Origin of the sequence: Gulosibacter sediminis, from assembly GCF_014904065.1 — a bacterium.
Classification (GTDB): Bacteria; Actinomycetota; Actinomycetes; order Actinomycetales; family Microbacteriaceae; genus Gulosibacter; species Gulosibacter sediminis.
Genome location: NZ_JACXJG010000011.1, coordinates 43,177 through 59,506 on the forward strand (window position 1 = coordinate 43,177; position 16,330 = coordinate 59,506).

A 16,330-nucleotide genomic window follows, 5' to 3' on the forward strand; every position below is an offset into this window, starting at 1 on the left:
AACACCCTGCCCGTGCGCGCGAAGCGCACCACGGGCAGCGAGCTTCCGCATCTCGACAGCGGGTACGCCCGCGTCTTCCGCCTCGGGGACAGTCACCACGCCATTGCGGATCGCAGCGATCTCCCACAGGCCTCGGCGATAACCCATCACACACCTCCCTGTCAATATAGTACCAAGAACAGTACGATTTCGACATCCATCTCCGTGCGGTCGCATCGCAGCAGGCTGCTCACCATCAACTAGGGGCCTCCTGCTGAGCTAAGGACGCGCGGAACCCAAGTCGATCGGAGAGGGAGGCACCACATGTAGTCTCTGGCGCCGACACCGTGCTCCAGGTGCAACTCTGGGGGATTACCGTGACTACCACACGGGGAACCTGACGCCAGCAATGACCGTCGACTGCGACACGCCGAGCTAAAGTGATCGAATATCGTTTAAAACTAAAGCGCTGTGCTACCGTTTCTGTAGGCAGATGAAGGGAGCCTCAGGTGGCGATCGACGAAGGGCGCGCATGGGCGCTGCGCACGCTGGGAGCTGATGGGGTGCTGGTGCGGGAGCAGATCTCGGCCATCATCCGCGACTGCCACGAGAAGATGGCGAACGCGCAGGCGGAAGCCGACATGAAACACACCGGAGTGTATGGACAGATCTGGCGCAAGTGTCTGGATGAGTTCGTGGCGGTGCTCGGGCGGCTTCCCTCGGCTGAGATCATCCCGCGGCGGGGCTACAAGCTGGTCTCGTTCAACGGAGTGGTTCTGTTCCCGTGGCGCTTCGCTCGGGAGCGTTCTACGGACATCGGATCGCGTCCTTTCGCGGTGTCGGACACGCGCATCTCCCTCTTCACGCAGGAACGCGATCTCGCGCAGCAGCGCCTTGACATCGAGTTCGAGCACCCGGAGCTGACTCAGGAGGAGCGGGAGCTTCTCGACGCCGAGGCCAAGGCACTCGAGGAGACGCTGTCGTCCCACCGTGTAGTTGTCGTCCCCTATGCGAGCAACCCGTCTGCGCTTCACAGCGTCGACTGGGGCGACGCAACTCTGGGTGCCGATGGTTACCTCACCTTTGCCTCGATGGAGTCGTTGCTCGACGTCGGATCGGGCTCGTTGGTAGACGTCGAGCCTGCGGAAGACGAAGGCTTCTCGGACGGTCCTATCCCGCGCCCTCAGCTGGGGGTGAAGGAGGAAGAGGCAGACGGAGGCACTCATGGATGACCGAGATACTCTGTTCTCTCTGGTTGAGCCATCCGATCGCCCCGACCTCGACACTGTTGCGGGCAGTTTCGATCCTGCACGTCTGACGCAGGCGCGGTTCGCGGCAGGTCTGTCGAAGGCAAGGCTCGCCGATCTCGTCGGGGTGACGCCGGCGGCCATCGGCCAGTACGAGTCGCAATCTTCCACGCCGCGACGAGACCTCCTCCCCGTGCTCGCACGCGAACTGCACGTTCCCGTGGACTACTTCGCAACCGGCCGCCCGATTGGTCGAGTGGACGGGTCACAGGCGCACTTCAGGAGCCTTCGTTCGACGTCCGCGCGGGACCGCGCGAAGGCGATCGCCTTCATAGAACAGGTGTGGGAGCTGACGTTCGCGCTGGAAAAGAAGGTGCGCTTCCCGGACGTCGATCTGCCGGCCATCGACCGAAGGCAAGCGGATCCGCTTTCCGCTGCCCGGGCGCTTCGCGTGCAGTGGGGGCTCGGCGTGAAGCCAGTGAAGCATCTGGTCGCCCTGGCAGAGTCACATGGGATCGTCGTCAGTCTGCTCACGATGACGAACGCAGACGTCGCTCGCGTCGGCGCGTTCTCTACGTCGCATCTGGCAAGACCAGTCATCGTCGTCACCCCAGAACGAGCGAAGTCCGTGTTCGTGTACCGATTCACGATCGCTCACGAGCTCGGACACTTGCTGCTACATGGCGAGGCTGCGCCGGGTGACAAGCAGCAGGAACGCGAAGCAGATCAGTTCGCCGCCGAGTTTCTCACACCCCACTCCCAGATCGTGAATCTGCTGCCGCGGACCGTGAACTTGTCACGGCTGGACGAGTTGTCCCGACACTGGGGTGTCTCCGTCGACTCGCTGCTGCTGCGGATGAAGGAGACGGGCACCGTCTCTGATGCATCGATCCGGCGGGGCTACCAAAAGCTGAACCAGTTGCGCAGCTCGGGGCTCGAAACACCAGAACCCGTGAACGCATACCCCGGAGAGGTGCCCTCGATGCTCGCGCAAGCTGCCGAGCTCGCGGAGCAAGCAGGCTACGGGCATGCCAACCTTGCGCGCGAGTTGAAATGGTACCCCGCTCGGGTGCGCGAGGTACTCGGCGCTGAAGACCCCCGGCCTGCTCTACGCCTCGTCAGCCACCCACCCCAGACATAGGATCGTCGCATCAGCCGCGAGGAACTGCGATTTACGAGTTGAATCCGGCGGCGAACACCAGATTCGCCGGCAGAGACCTACCTCAATGCGACCGCAATCTGCGACGCGAGGCGTTCGATATACGAGCGCCAAGCCAGGTCCGTCGTCACGTCGTTACGACTCGGGAAGGGTAGCTCGATGAGGTGGAGGTGGAAAACAGGCTTCGTCACCCTGAGCAGCACCGAACTAGTACCGCCCGCCACCGCACCGCGCACCGGATAGAAGACCGCGGCGGCGTCCGGCTTGCCGGTTCGTGGCGCATCCGCCGTGTGGCTATAGGCGAAAAGCTGGTAGGCGTCGGCGGCTCCGATTCCGGACTCATCCAACTTGTACTTTGCGTCGGTGAGGATCGTCCTACCGTCGAGGTCGAAGTAAAGATCGGCATTCCCGCGTTCGCCGCCCTTCCACGGCGACTCCACCGAGAGCTGTTCGGAGACCGTCTCCCGATCCGCGCACATCCGGAGCGCATCAGCGAGCACCTGCTCCCACCACTTCTCCATGTAGAGGCTGATGCTGACCGCATGCGCGGTCGAGGATTCCTGACCTTTCGGCATTACCGCCTTGCGGCCAAGGATCTCGGCAGCGATGTCGAGGGCGGGCTTCCAGGGGCGATCGAGCGCCGACATGGCGAGGCGACCGTATGCCAGAAGAGCACGCTCCCGATCAAGAATGCTGACGGAGTCCAGCCGCCGTGCGAAGCCGATGGCGCGCGACCGAAGCGGGGCAGCAATCGTCGAGAAGAGGCTCGGCGCGGGATCGGTGGCGACGACGCGAAGCGCGGCGAGGACGATTCTCAGGACGTCCGTGTCGGTCGACAGCTCGTCGAACGTCGATTCGACCGCGGGTCGTCCAGTGAGGATCGACAACGCGATGCTCTGGGCTGACAGTTTTCCGCGCGGCGTAGTCACCGTCTCAGTACGGGTCCGGTACCGCGGCCTGGCCCGATCGATAACTCGACCAACCTCGTCAAGGAACATCTGCTGAGTGACGATCCTCAGCAGTGATGCCTCCGGGGTCCCCTGATATCCGGCATCGCCGACCGAAGAGCGCTGCCGTTTCGCCAGCAACATCAGCCGGACGACGTCCTCCAGGCCCGCGGTGGCAGGCGTCTTCCCAACGTCCTCGATCGCAGCTACCGGCCGCACGCGTTGCAACAGGTATTCATCGTTCGTGCCACCCTCGAGTTCCGAGCCACTGGCGGTCACCAGAAGTCCATCTGCGATCCGATCTCGGACAGCTGGCTCGGTAATGAGTTCTACGATGTCGAGTTCGTAGAGTGTGACATGGGTCGACGTCCCTGGGGCGTGCCGCACTGCGGAGACTGCACGAGGCTCGATTGCCCAAGGCTTCGGCAGCACGGTGAAGGTCACCGCGCCGCCCGAACCATCCTCCACAACGGCGAATCCGGCGCGCGTGCCTCGGGGGCTCGCCTTGATGGCAATTCGGGCGCTATTCACCTGCGGTCTCGTCAGCAGCGCCACCGTCTGAACCATCCTCGACATCGCCCGTCGTCGGAGTTATCGGCGTATAGCGCTCGATTGCCAGCCCGCTCGTAAGGCCGAAACCTGCCTTCACGATCTGCAAGCCGAGCTGTCCATGCAGGAACCGCTCGAACGCAGCAAAGCTGTCGAGTACAACTTCCTGGATATCGGTAGGTAGGTTCTCGCGCACCCACGTCTCCCGCATCCCCGCGATCAGAAGCTCAGGAACGAATGACTGTGTCGCTGTGTCGATGAGCTGCGGAAGGATCGAGTATCGCCAGACGGTGTGCTCGTCGAGGTCGCCGCGGCGCTCGGAAGAGTCGATTCGACCGTAACCCCGGCCCGAAGTGCTCTTTCCGGGAGCTGAGCGATCCAGGTACCGCTGCACGAGCGCTGGCGCGTCGCCATTGGCAGACACAAACTCGAGGCGGAGCTTGCCGCGACCAAGCGGCGTCCAGATCGTTACTCCGCCGCCCGCCATCCTTCGCTTGAAGCCGATGCCCGAAGACGAAAACTGCGTGTTTGGTTTGCTTTGCGGATGCTCCAACTTCACGTCATATTCGGCGCCCTCGAAAACGACCTTGAGATCGACCGATGTTCCCTGCGCCGCGATGCTCGCTCCTGGCGCAACCGCCACAAGAAGTTCTGTAGCCCAGTCTTGGATTACCTGGAATTGCGATCCGGTCGCAACCGCACCGCTATTCACCTCTATCCAGAAGCTGGAAGATCCGGCGTCGCCAAGGTCGAACAGGTAGCTGTGCCCAAGAGCGCTGTCGGGTCCGAGAGCGTTCCTGAGCCCCGAGTTCAGGCCATCGAGGGCGGCGACAGACCGGTCGACAACCTCGTCCCCGACTGCCGGCAACGCTTCCTTGAGGCGACCCTTCAATCCGTCACCTGCAAGTGGCTCCACCCGCACAAACGCAAATCGACGACGGAGCGCGGAGTCGAGAGGCGCAATCGAACGATCTGACGAGTTCATGGTGCCGAGCACGTACAAGTTGTCCGGTACTCCTAAGACGACGCCCGAGTATGGGAGCCGCGTCGTGGTGCCGCCGAGCCAGCAATCGGGATGATTGGGGTCCGACCCTGTGCAGGCCTCGCTGTGCCTGAGCCGCTTCGAGGCCTCCAGGCTGAGGAGAAGGTCGCCAAGGACCTTGGAGACATTAGCCCGATTGACCTCATCAATCAAGACAAGGAAGTCCCTATCTGGGCTCTTTCGGGCAGCGTCGACCCATTCGCGGAAGATCCCCGGAAGGAGCTCGAACCCCTTCGGAGTGCCGTAAGCGTTGTAGCGAATCCCCTCCACAAATTCCTCGTACCCGGTGCTCGGATGGAAGGTGATCGCCCAGGCGCCGCGTCCGTCCGCAACGTTTCCGCTCGCGTCAATACCGAGCTTGTCCTGTGGCCATGCCCTCGCGATCTCTGCGACGGAAAAAGACTTGCCAGTGCCGGGCGGGCCCTCGAGGACAACGTTCTTGTAAAGACGTAAAGCTGCGATGGCTTCATCTGTCGTAGTCATTCATCTCCCTGCCCATCCATGTCACTGCACATCAACAACCTAGCGACCCGCAGTATCAACGAACGGGTCGTAGCGAAGCGTGCCAGGACGATCGCCAGTCGGCTTGAATACGCAGGCGTATGCGTGTTCCAGGGCGGGGAGAAGGTCAACAAAACCAAGCTCTTCCGCGATGACCTGGTCGATAGCGTCCGTGGTATCCCGCATCTCCGAAAGGACGTACGTACCCATGAACTTCCCCGCGTATGGAGTGAACAAGACGTGACCTGGGAACGCGTCAACGAGCCGTGACGCGAGGTCGACGAGCTTGTCCTGGGCTGCGTTCGAGAACGCATTCGGATCGATTGGCGTTGACTTGATACCTCCCGAAGTGACATCGAAATCATCGCCCGTGGTATACCACCACACGAAGGCGAACTTCGAAGCCGCAATCGCCAACAAGAGCTTGGCAGCTCTGCGTGACTCGGTTGAGATACGCCCGATCTTTGTCTGAACGGCGACGCGACCGTCACGCTCGTATGCCGGGGGATCATCAAGGAACACTGCGAGCCAGTAGAGCGCGGTTTGCTTGAACCCGACCGAGGCCACTCCACTTCGAGGTCGCTCAAGTGATGCCAACGATCCAGGCGTTCGACCTGCAATCCCGACAATACGTCCGTATGCGCTCGACGGGAGGCGCACCCATCCGAACTTCTTCCGGACCTCGGCCGGAAGGGCGACGTACTGCAACGTCTCAAAGAGCGCCGGTCGGTAAGCGTCGTACCAGCGGTGCGTCTTGGTGACGTAAAGCTCCTTCTCGCCGTCTCCACGGTGTCCGACGACTATCGTGCTCCGCACACCGAGGCCAGCACTAAAAAGCGCCGCGGGATTCCGGGAGAAGTTGCTCACCCAGAGCCGACCGAAGCGGGTCTCGAGGACCTCGCGCAGCTTCGCAAAGTCGTCGCTGAAGCTCGCGGAGATCGGAATGATGAGCGCCATCCGACCGTCCGGCCCGGTGATCTGCGCGGCTCGCTCGGTGCACGGTGCGTAGATGTCCGGGAGCGCATCCGTCTTGAAGCCTTTATAGGAGTACTCGGTGATGTCCTTCTTTTTGATGTAGGGCGGGTTGCCGATAACGACGTCGAATCCATCGCGGTCTAAGACTTCGGGGAACTCGATGAACCAGTGGAACGGGCGCGTGCCGAGGACCCACTCGTCGAAGCTGCTCTTGCGCTTCTCGATGGCATAATACTGCTGGTTTGTCTCAGCGCGAGCCTTCTCCAGCACCGACCTAAGATGGCCTCTGCTCACCTTCACGGCCATCGCGTTGTCGGCTTCCTGCGCCTGACGGAATTCGCTGTAGGCGGCCTTGACCTTCTCCGAGGACTCGCGCGCCCGCAATGAATTGTCATCGGCGATGAGTAGCCCGTCGCTCGCGATATCAATCTCATCCGGAGTGCGAGCGCCGACAAGCATGTTCCCTGCCTTGATGTTGAAGTCGAGGTCTGGGAGCGGTTCGATCTTCTTCGGATCCGAAATCGCTGAGGCGAGCTTGAGGAAGAGGCGCAGGCGTGCCACTTCAACCGCTTCGGGCATGATGTCGACGCCGTACAGGTTCGCCAAGCAGGCGTGCTTGAGTAGAAAGTAGTCTCGTCCGCCTTTGTGCCCGTCCACGTCGTCACGGAGCGCGTCGAGCTCTGGGTCAACGCCGCGCTCGGCGAGATCCATGGTTTCGAGCAGGGCTTCGTACACCGGCATAAGCAAGTTCAGCGCCGCGAAGAGAAACGCGCCCGAGCCGCAGGTCGGGTCGATGATGTGCAGTTCGGTCAGCGCAACCCAGATCGCCCGGAGCTTCGCCGGGTCGGAAACCCGCTTGATCGCATCAACCGCAAGCACCTCGATGTTAATGTTCGCCGATACCGCGGCATCGACGGTTGAGATTTCCCCAGCAGTCAGCCGATCACGGATAGCAGCGAGGTAGTCGCGCCGTGCGTCGATCTCCCACCAGCTCTCTCCAGGCAGGGCGTACTGACCATCGACTTCACCAAGCCACGACGGGCGTCGGTGCGAAACGCGCTCCGCATCGATGTCTGCCGGAATAGGGTACTCCGTTCCATGACGAAGCGAGTCCCAGATGTACCGTTCGGGATCGGACGCTAGGAGGTCCCACACCGGGACACCGATCTTCTCCAGGTGCGACACGATCACCGGGAGGAGCGTCGACCGTGTCATGAAGTGAGTGACGTCTTCCTTCGTGTAGTACGCACCCATCTGCTTCGAGTTGACGAACTGCTCGAAGATGTAGCCGAGGACATCCGGGTTGATCTCATCGTTCGCGGCTGGAGCAGTGTCGAGGTGCCAGGTGTACTCGGAGAAGAACCCCAGGATACGCTCGAACGCAGTATCGGGGATTGTGATCTGTCCGCCGAATTCCTCCTCAATTGACGTCGGCCCGAACAGGCCACCGTTCACGTAAGGGACTCTGCCGAGGATACGCTCGATCTCCGGGTCGGAGATAGCCTTGTCTTTCTCGTTGAGCTTCTCGAAAAACAATGGTAGAAGCGCGTCACGGTAGAAGCCGTAGTACTGGTCGCGTCCACGGAGCTGCTGCACCCCCTGAAGGGTGTGCTCCAAGTACCAGAGGTCGCCGTTCAGGAACTCCTTCTTCTGCATGAAGTAGAGGAACATAAGCCGGTTGAGAAGAGTAGTCGAGTATGCCTTCGCAAAGCCTTCGGTAAGACCGGCGATCTCCTTCGCAAGGTTCTGATGCTCCTTCGCAAAGCGGTCGTAGAACTTCTTCGTGACATTCGACGCATCAAAGTGGCCGTGGATGCGGTCGAGGACGTCGGTCAGGTAGAAGCCCTTCTGGTGGTCCTCCTGCGTGAATATCAGCCCGGCGAGACGTTGCGCCATGAACGCGGGAAGCACGCCCGGCGTGGTTGCCACTCGCTCAAACGTAGTCGTACCGGCGGCGGTGGTCCGAGGCCAGTGCCAGTACCAGTAGTCGGAAGCTTGGAAGAGCTCCATGCACTCCGCAGAGAGCGGTGCTAGAACGTTGTGGACTGCCTTCATTTCCTTCGGCGTAGGCTTCGTGTCGCAGGCGACGGTGTACACGCGGAAGCCTTTCAGCTGCGCCGCCACCTTCGGAACGAAGGTCACCTCTTCGATCTCGATCGGTGCAACCGTACCGGTCGGGGCATCCCAGAAGAGCTCTGAAACGAAGACGCCGGTCAGGCCCTCGGTCGTGAAGCGCTTCTGCATCGCCGCGGTTTTTGTCGTTACTGCCGCCACTGGTCGACCTCCTCAGCGATCCCGACCGGGTTGAACCCCATCGAAGTGATGACCTGGACGCGATCGGCGCCTAAGTCTCGGATATCGAGCAGCAAATTGTCGTCATTCATCATGAGTAGCCGATCTATTAGGTCGTCTGGATCACCGAGAATGCGAGCGGCTCGGAGGACGCCGACGACATCCCTCTTCGCGGACTCTCGGATCGGGCTTGCGTTAACCGCGTCGATGAGTTCGCTCACCCTGGCACGGGTAATGGTGGCGATATCGATGCGATCGACCTGCCGTTTAAGGAAGTCGTAGAGTTGCTTCCGCAGGCCATGGTTCAATAGCACGGTGTTCTGCTTCACCTGTTCCGTCATGTTGTCGGCGGCGCGTTGCATGAAGTCAAATTGCGCACTCAAAGCTTCAGCGGCGACTTCGGCGTAGGCACTCTCGGTCAGCTTGAGCGCCTCCATCGGGGTCAATAGCTTCATCTCTGAGCTTGTTGTATGGATCAGTAGGTCAGTGCCAGCGTCAGTGCGCCCGTATGTGATCGCGCTCGGCGAGCCGTCGACCTCGATGGCCTTGGTCGAGAACACAAGATCTTTGAGGGTCTTGGCGATCTCCCGATCCTGTGGCGCTGCCTTCTCCCAGATACCAAGCGCGTAGGACGAGGCGTCGACTTCGCCTTCGTCCTCTCCGAGATTAGCCTTGCCGTTGAAGAGCCCCGAGACGTCGATAGTGAAGTCGTCATCCTCGAAAAACTGCTCGCCTCCGCCGAGGATCTGGTGCGCGTTCTTGAGGCGCTTCTGCAGCCGCTCCCGCAGCCTAATAACAGCCTCTACACCGTCCTGCGGCAGGAAGGAAATTACGCGAATCGTGTCCGCTTTTTGCCCAACGCGATCAACACGACCAGCTCGCTGGATGACCTTGATGATCGTCCATGGCAAGTCCCAGTTCACAACGATCGCTGAATCCTGCAAGTTCTGCCCCTCGCTAAGGACATCGGTCGTGAGGAGCACGTCAACCTCGGTCTCACCCTTCGGCAACCCGCCCAGATGCTCGTTCGCCTTCGGCGCGAACCTGCGTGCCACCTTCACCGCATCGCCCGACTGTCCACTGACCGATGCGATCGACCGCTTCGTCCACCGTGGCAAATGCGCGGCAATATAGTCGACCGTGTCCTTGTACTCGCTGAAGACCAGTACTTTCTCGTCTTCTGGCAGTCCGTTAATAAGGTCGGCGAGCGCTCTCAGCTTGGTGTCGTCTTCAGGCTTCCAAACACCGAAGGCATCGAGGAGATCCTGCAGAATTTCTGAGTCCTCGCGGAGGTCCTCCAGGAGCTTCGTCTTGTCGAAGAGCTGCGGGCGGGCCCACTTGATTCCCGCAGGCTTCTTCGCCGTGAGCTCCTTGTAAGCACCCTCGGCATAGTCGAGCCATTGTTGCCTGGCCCACTTGATGCCCCAGACGGCGGATGCAGCATCCGATAGCTCGTCGTCAGCATCGGCGTCATAGTCTACTTCGTCGAGGTCGAAGTACTTGTCGGAGAAATTCCCGAGCGGGATCTTAAGGTCGTTTGACAGTGCGTGGTCGAGCATCGCGTTCCGGGCAACCATTCGCTTCACCGTAAGGATAAACGCGTGCGCACTGGAGGTGAGACGCTTGAGTGCCGTGGTACGAATGAATCCCGCGGCCGCCTGAATAGACTTCTCCAAGTCGGCGATGAGCTCCCTTTCGGCCTTGTCTCCGCCCTCCACATCCTCCTTAAGGTATTTGCCGAGCTGGTACCGGGCGTAGGTGAGATGCTCGACTGCGTCGAAAGTGTCCTCTGTCGCGAGCGCGTCATTCGGGTCTGTCGCGCCACCGGGGTACTTGAGTCCCTCGGGGATGCGCTTAGGGAAGCGGAAGGTCGTCCCATCCGGGAACTTCAGGATAATGTCGCCAGACTTCTCGTCTTTCTCGCCGTAACTTGTCTCCAGGAACTTCCGAGTGCGTCGAACGAGAAACTCGCTGAGGAGACGCTGCCAGTCCTCGTTTTGTTCCGACAGGTCAAACGCGGCCAGGCTGTCGAGGCGCCCTCCAGTCTTCTTGGCAATCTCTTGGGCGCCCTTTCCTGCTCCCTTGATTGCGTCGAGTTCCGCGATGTGTTTGTCGGGGCGGATTCCTAGTGGCTCGTCCCAATCGAGCTTCAGACCAAGCTGGCCGCCGATGTCTTTGTGGCGGGCGTTGAACATCGTCGCTGTGAGCAACACAACCTTGCTGTCGTTATCGGCGACGTAGGTGTGGATCGCATCCCATGCCTTGCGGAGTCGGTTCCGCAGGTTGTGTGACTCATCAATGAGGACGATCCGGTAGCGCCGCAGGTCGGGTAGCTCGCGGTCCACCAGGCTGAGGCTAATGACCTTGCCAGGGATGTGGAAGCGATGAAGGTGCTCCTCCCACATCTTCACGAGATTCTTCGGTGCGATAACGAGGACACTCTCCCCGACGGTTGCGGCGATGGCCGTACCGGTGAGTGTCTTGCCAAGACCCACCACGTCTCCGATCACCGCGACGCCCTTCCGCTCAAGTAAACGCGTCGCAACTTGGACCGCGCTTATCTGGTGCGGCAGCAGTACCTTCTTGACTTCCGGCGGGATGTCTTCGGTAACACCCTCGCGCGCGTCCCGAGACAGTTCGAACGCAAGACGAAGGTATACGTAATAGGGGCTTGGCTGCTCCAGCCGGATGCACGACTCCTCGAGAACTCGTTCTAGCTCACGAGTGATGTCGATTGAGAAGTGATCATCCCAGTGCGCGTCGAACCACTCCGAAAGCTCGTCTGCAACGCGCTGATCAGTCTCCTCCAGGCTTAGTTCACCTTGCTTGATGAGTCCGGCTGCAGTGAAGTTTGATGAGCCAACTATTGCGCGCCGATTCTGCATCCCAGCGGCCTCATGCGTGATGTATAGCTTCGCATGCAGCGGTTCACGGGCAGCGAACTTCACTTGGAGTAGGCCGTCGGCTAGGTCCCTCTGAAGCTGGCGCAATCCGGTCATCTCGGCCCTTGACGGCACACCCCAGGTGAGCTGACGCGCAAAGCCGAGGACCGCCTGGTTCGCCCGGTTGACGGCAGCACTCATGTCCACGAGCTGTGGGCTGCCTTCGACAGACAATCTGACCGATTCCTCGGTCGACATTGCCATACCAACTAGAAGTTGCACCTGATTGCGGCCGTCCGGCTTGGGCTGCTGCATCTTGCCGATAGCCTCACGGACAAGCCGCCAGCCACGGAGGTTGAAGTAGCCAACGCAGGCGTCAAAAGCATGCGCGTGCGGAAGCGTCTCATTGAGTGCCTCTACAAGGCTGAGGTCCTCGTTGTCGATGATCTTGCTCATTCGTTACTACTCCTGCTATCCGACTTACGCGTTCAAGTGCCCAACGAACCACTGGTCCGGGCGGACTATTGCGACACGCTCGACCTCGTGTACGCCGTCGATAATAAGGACATCCCCGTAAGTTGTGACCTGAAACGTCGTGCCGTTCTCCATGGTGGCGGCAACATCCGATCCCAACCGGTCGCCGGAGTCAACGTCGACGATCTCGTCACCATCGACGACATAGAAGTGCGGAGTGAAGAACCCCCGGGCGATGTCGCCCTCAGGGTCGGGGCCGAGATAGCCGAGCAATCGGGGCGTTGCGCCGATGAACCCGCCAACGGCCCCGTCGGTGTCGATCCACAGCTCACGGCCGCGCGGCTCGACGGCGGTCCAGGCGCGAACCTTGTCAGCGAAGTCGCCGGTGACCCTGGGGCGCACGGACTCCATCGTGTCGGGGTGCACGACGTCGCCCGCACGAGTCATGCGATAGCGCATCTCGGGGATGGGTCCGACCCAGGTGCCGCCGATACTCGGGCGTGGCAAGTCCTCTGCCGCATCGAGTGGCTCGGGCTCGACAACGGCAGGGACCGTCGCGGGCGCATTCGGCACTGCCTCCGCGGGATAGCGTCCGGTTCGCAGGTCGCTCAGGCGCTCGATCAGCGTGTCGATGCGTCCGGCAATGTGCATGCCGCTCGACTGCACGAAGCCGCGCACGACCTTCGCTGCCTCTTCAAGTTGGACGGTCGTTGGATCGTTGCCGAAGTGGAACCACGTGTTCCTAGTAGCAAGGATCTTCTTCGCGGAGGTCTGCTTCTGGAATTGCCCGCCGAACACACTCAGATACGGCGAGTCTTGCTCGTGAATGTAGTCGCGGAGGATTACGCCGGGGTCCTGCGGCTCGAAGCGATGGTTGGGTCGCCAGTTCTTCGGGTCCGAGTCCTTCAGCTTGCTGATCCGGGCCGCGAACCACTGTGACCCCAGTGACTTACGCAGGGTGAAGTGGCTTGTGACGTAGAGATCCCAACCGAATGCGCGCATGAGGGTGAAGTATCCCTTGATGAGTTCGCCAGGCGACTCGTTCTCGGGTAGCGCGATGGAGACGTCGATGCCGCTCATGCGTTCGGGCCTTCCACCGATTCCTTGCCGTAGCCGGTCATGATCGGCACGACGCGGGTGAGCGCGTATATGGCGAACAATGCCGTCGGGTCGGCGATGGGCACCTCGATGGCCGGCTCGGTCTTGAAGCGCGTCGCGCTCGGCAGCAGCACGCCATACACGCCAGTGCGCGTCGCACCGAGGTTGGTGAGCAATGCTTGCGCGTCGCCGCCCGCCCACTCGCTGATCTGCGACCACTCGACCGCAGCACCGGTGGCTCGCCCGGTCTTCCCGTAGCGCAATGCGCGAATCCGCGCGACCAGTTTGTCGTTGACGAGCTTCGGCGAGATCGCCCCGGCGTCCTCCAACCGCTCGTAGTCCGATGGGCCAGCGAGCAGCTCGGCGAAGCCGAGCGAGATCTCGTCGCTGCCGCCCCAGCGGACGAGCGAGACCTGGGCGCGGAGCCCGTCGTCAGCCTTGAGGTTGGCGAGCACGGCGTGCGCGGGACGTTCCTCCCTATCTCCGTGCCACTGGCTCGGCGGGACGACCGTGATCGCGTGCTCACCATTGAGCACCTCGACGCTAACCGGTCCAATAGTGAAGCCGCTCATGCGTGCTCTCCTCCCTTCGTTGTTTCGCTGCTTGGTCTGTCGCGCGAAAGTTTTTCAGGCTATGACAGACCTCCGACATTCGTTAGCGGGCATCTGATGAGGCTCCGCCCGAACGCACCCATTCATCGACTTCGCATACCTGGAATTTCCAGAGACGTCCCACTTTGTGTGCTGGCATCCCTTTGTCGGCGATCCAGACGTAGACCGTCTCCTTCGTGACGCCCAAGTGAGAGGCGATATCGTCGGCAGACAGCCAGGGCTCACTCACGAGGGCACCGGCTTGATGAGTCCAATCAAGGTCATACCTCAGAGCCTATCGGCGAAACCGCTGTTTTAGTCGGTTTCTCCTTGTTTACTACCGTTCGGTTCGGTTCCGAAGTCTGCGAGGCTGGCTACAACGACAGACCATCACTGTATGGTGAAACAAAATCAGCTCCGCTCGCGGGCTAGAGCGTAGATCTGCTTCAAGACGAGTCCTACTTCCGACTACCACGTGTCTGGCAGAGCGCGGATGAACGGCCCGAAACAAGCTTCTTAAATCGCGCCTTCCTTGATCTGCCAGAGGCGTGGCAGCTTTGTGAGTGGTTGGTCGAGGGGACATCGCGACGGGTGAATGAAGTCTTGGGAGATGGCGTGTACCTATCTCATTGGAATGAGCACTAGCGGGAGGAGACTGTCATGCCCAGTTCGAACTCTTGCGTGTTCGAAGTAGCTCTGAGCTGGACGTCCAAGCACGCGGGAGTGACGAACTCGCCCACCCTCAACAGTCATTGCGTAACCCGCACAAAGCCCTATTTGTCGGGATCAGCGGTCCCGCCGATTCGGCGGAACCTGAAACTCTGCGGGTGTTGTCACGGTGCCGCAGAATTTGCGTTACCGATAATCCGCACCGAAGGGGCACACGAGGGTTGAGCGCACAACTTTGAATGCGGCATCTTTATAGCCAACGTACGTCAAAGTTGCCTCTCGATCAACGTCGCGTCGCGCCGACTTCACACGTCCTTCCCGAAGACGCGGTCGAGCATTTCGGCGGTCGCCGGGTTTACCATCTCGTTGCGGCGGATGTAGTGCTGCACCGTGATCGCCGGGTCCGTGTGTCCGAGTAGTTCGGCGGCAAGGTCGACGCCAGCCTCGTTGCTGATTGCGGTGGCAACCGTGCGGCGAAACATGTGCGGCGTGACGCCCTCGATGCCCGCGAGGTCGAGCACGTGCCGAAGTTGCCTGCGTACGTTGTTCGTCGTCAGCGGGCCACCGTCACGATTGCAGAACAACAGTGCGTCAAGCGAGGCATCATCACGGCGGGCGAGCCTGAGCCGCACCGCCTCGGCAGCGAACGCGGGGAGTGCGACGGTGCGTCTGGACTTCGCGGTCTTGGGATGATCCTGCCGCTGGGTTGGTTCGCCGCGGTGCGCGACGATTGTGCCGCTAATGCGAATCGACGGCGGGGCACTCACGATGTCGATATCGCGGCGCCGGATCGCGAGCACCTCACCGATGCGGGCCGACGTGCCGAGCATGACCTCGACGATCGCGCCGAGCTGCCCGTCCGGTTTCGGCCCGGTGGGTGAGAGCCCGGTTTCCCAGAACGCGATCGCGGTGCGAATGTCGTTCACCTCAGCAGGAGTGAGCGCGTTCGGTGTCGTCGGGGGTTTCCGGAGCCGTGAGACGTGATCCATCGGGTTGCGCGGCAGCACCTCGTGCCTCACCGCGAGCCCGAGCGCAAGCCGCAATGCCACCCGGGCCTGTTTGGCACGGTTGTAGCTTTGCTTCGCCAGCTGCTTCAAGAAGTGGTCGCAGCGTGCCACGCCGATCTCGCGCAGCGTGAGGTCTTTGAACGCTGGCATGACGAGCGTGCGGATGTTGCGTTCGTACAGTTGTCGGGTGGTGGTTGACAGCCGGTCTTCAAGATCGAGATCTTCCAGCCAGTACGCCACCAGGTCGGGGAACGGACTGTCGGCAGTCAGCCCGATGCCTGCGGGCTGGTAGAGCGTGCGCTCGGCAAGCTTCGCTTTCAACCGTTGTTCGGCGGCGCGCTTCGAGCCGCCGGTGGCTTGCACGAGCCTGGACTTTCCATCCCAGTCGCGATACCTCGCACGAGCGGTCACGCGGCCGGTCGACGCGGTCTGAAACCCGATCGTGCCGAACGTGCCGATAGTGAGGCGTGGGCGGCTCATCGTGTCACCTCCCGTCGAGCGGGGAGGTCTGAGTGCCGTCGCGTTGCTGCTCGATCCAGACACGTACGTCGGAGACAGCAAACTTCAGGTGTTTTCCGAAACGGTACGCGGGCGGGCCGAGGCCGCGGGTACGCCAGTCGTAGATCGTCGAGACGGGGATGCCCAAATACGTGGCCAGCTCGCCGACATCGATCAGAGGCTCCAGGCCCCACGGGGTGGGTTGTGCTTCGGTGTCCATAACGAACAGGTGCACCGCGCGCATCGCAGCTGACCGTACACAACCGGGGCAGAAAGGGCCCTGCCGGGCGGCTACCCCCCGAGTGCCCCCTCGGCGTGTCAAAAAGACGGGTTTGTGATGACCGGATCAAATCTCACCTACGAAAAAATCGCGGAAACCGTTGAGTTTCCGCGATTTTTTGGTCGGGCTGACAGGATTTGA

Annotated in this window: 11 protein-coding genes; 2 read left to right on the forward strand and 9 right to left on the reverse strand. The window is 61.2% G+C overall.

The genetic code is table 11. The features are described from left to right. Positions 1–488: 488 nt before the first annotated feature. Positions 489–1,211 carry a hypothetical protein gene (locus ID132_RS06980; protein ID WP_193128217.1) on the forward strand — a complete coding sequence of 241 codons (723 nt, stop codon included), beginning with the start codon at positions 489–491 and terminating at the stop codon, positions 1,209–1,211. Beyond that, a complete protein-coding gene (locus ID132_RS06985; RefSeq protein ID WP_193128218.1) occupies positions 1,204–2,367 on the forward strand; it encodes a helix-turn-helix domain-containing protein in 1,164 nt (387 codons plus the stop codon). The genes ID132_RS06980 and ID132_RS06985 overlap by 8 nt, the downstream gene beginning before the upstream one ends. 77 nt (positions 2,368–2,444) lie before the next feature. Here the strand turns inward: ID132_RS06985 and ID132_RS06990 are convergent, their stop codons facing one another. The 9 genes from ID132_RS06990 to ID132_RS07030 form a co-directional block, all read right to left on the reverse strand. Then, positions 2,445–3,887 (reverse strand): 5-methylcytosine restriction system specificity protein McrC, encoded by a 1,443-nt coding sequence (locus ID132_RS06990; protein ID WP_193128219.1) that lies wholly within the window; start codon positions 3,885–3,887, stop codon positions 2,445–2,447. Beyond that, entirely contained in the window at positions 3,856–5,406 is a 1,551-nt protein-coding gene (locus tag ID132_RS06995; protein ID WP_193128220.1) for an McrB family protein, read from the reverse strand. The genes ID132_RS06990 and ID132_RS06995 overlap by 32 nt, the downstream gene beginning before the upstream one ends. Positions 5,407–5,445: 39 nt before the next feature. Beyond that, positions 5,446–8,673 carry an Eco57I restriction-modification methylase domain-containing protein gene (locus ID132_RS14775; protein WP_193128221.1) on the reverse strand — a complete coding sequence of 1,076 codons (3,228 nt, stop codon included), beginning with the start codon at positions 8,671–8,673 and terminating at the stop codon, positions 5,446–5,448. Next, complete coding sequence (locus tag ID132_RS07005; protein ID WP_193128222.1) at positions 8,661–12,029, reverse strand: helicase-related protein; 3,369 nt, start codon at positions 12,027–12,029, stop codon at positions 8,661–8,663. The genes ID132_RS14775 and ID132_RS07005 overlap by 13 nt, the downstream gene beginning before the upstream one ends. 24 nt (positions 12,030–12,053) lie before the next feature. Further along, complete coding sequence (locus ID132_RS07010) at positions 12,054–13,127, reverse strand: hypothetical protein (protein WP_193128223.1); 1,074 nt, start codon at positions 13,125–13,127, stop codon at positions 12,054–12,056. Then, a complete protein-coding gene (locus tag ID132_RS07015) occupies positions 13,124–13,717 on the reverse strand; it encodes a hypothetical protein (RefSeq protein ID WP_193128224.1) in 594 nt (197 codons plus the stop codon). Before ID132_RS07015 ends, ID132_RS07010 begins: the two co-directional genes overlap by 4 nt. Before the next feature lie 82 nt (positions 13,718–13,799). Then, a complete protein-coding gene (locus ID132_RS07020; RefSeq protein WP_193128225.1) occupies positions 13,800–13,985 on the reverse strand; it encodes a helix-turn-helix domain-containing protein in 186 nt (61 codons plus the stop codon). A gap of 724 nt (positions 13,986–14,709) precedes the next feature. Beyond that, a complete protein-coding gene (locus ID132_RS07025) occupies positions 14,710–15,891 on the reverse strand; it encodes a tyrosine-type recombinase/integrase (protein WP_193128226.1) in 1,182 nt (393 codons plus the stop codon). 4 nt (positions 15,892–15,895) lie between these two features. After that, positions 15,896–16,153 carry a helix-turn-helix domain-containing protein gene (locus ID132_RS07030; RefSeq protein WP_193128227.1) on the reverse strand — a complete coding sequence of 86 codons (258 nt, stop codon included), beginning with the start codon at positions 16,151–16,153 and terminating at the stop codon, positions 15,896–15,898. Positions 16,154–16,330 lie beyond the last annotated feature (177 nt).

Excerpts from the sequence above, each read along its gene's own strand:
- ID132_RS06985 (WP_193128218.1), top strand. The coding sequence starts at position 1,204 with ATGGATGACCGAGATACTCTGTTCTCTCTGGTTGAGCCATCCGATCGC.
- ID132_RS06995 (WP_193128220.1), bottom strand. The coding sequence starts at position 5,406 with ATGACTACGACAGATGAAGCCATCGCAGCTTTACGTCTTTACAAGAAC.
- ID132_RS07005 (WP_193128222.1), bottom strand. The coding sequence starts at position 12,029 with ATGAGCAAGATCATCGACAACGAGGACCTCAGCCTTGTAGAGGCACTC.
- ID132_RS07025 (WP_193128226.1), bottom strand. The coding sequence starts at position 15,891 with ATGAGCCGCCCACGCCTCACTATCGGCACGTTCGGCACGATCGGGTTT.
- ID132_RS07015 (WP_193128224.1), bottom strand. The coding sequence starts at position 13,717 with ATGAGCGGCTTCACTATTGGACCGGTTAGCGTCGAGGTGCTCAATGGT.
- ID132_RS07010 (WP_193128223.1), bottom strand. The coding sequence starts at position 13,127 with ATGAGCGGCATCGACGTCTCCATCGCGCTACCCGAGAACGAGTCGCCT.
- ID132_RS07030 (WP_193128227.1), bottom strand. The coding sequence starts at position 16,153 with ATGCGCGCGGTGCACCTGTTCGTTATGGACACCGAAGCACAACCCACC.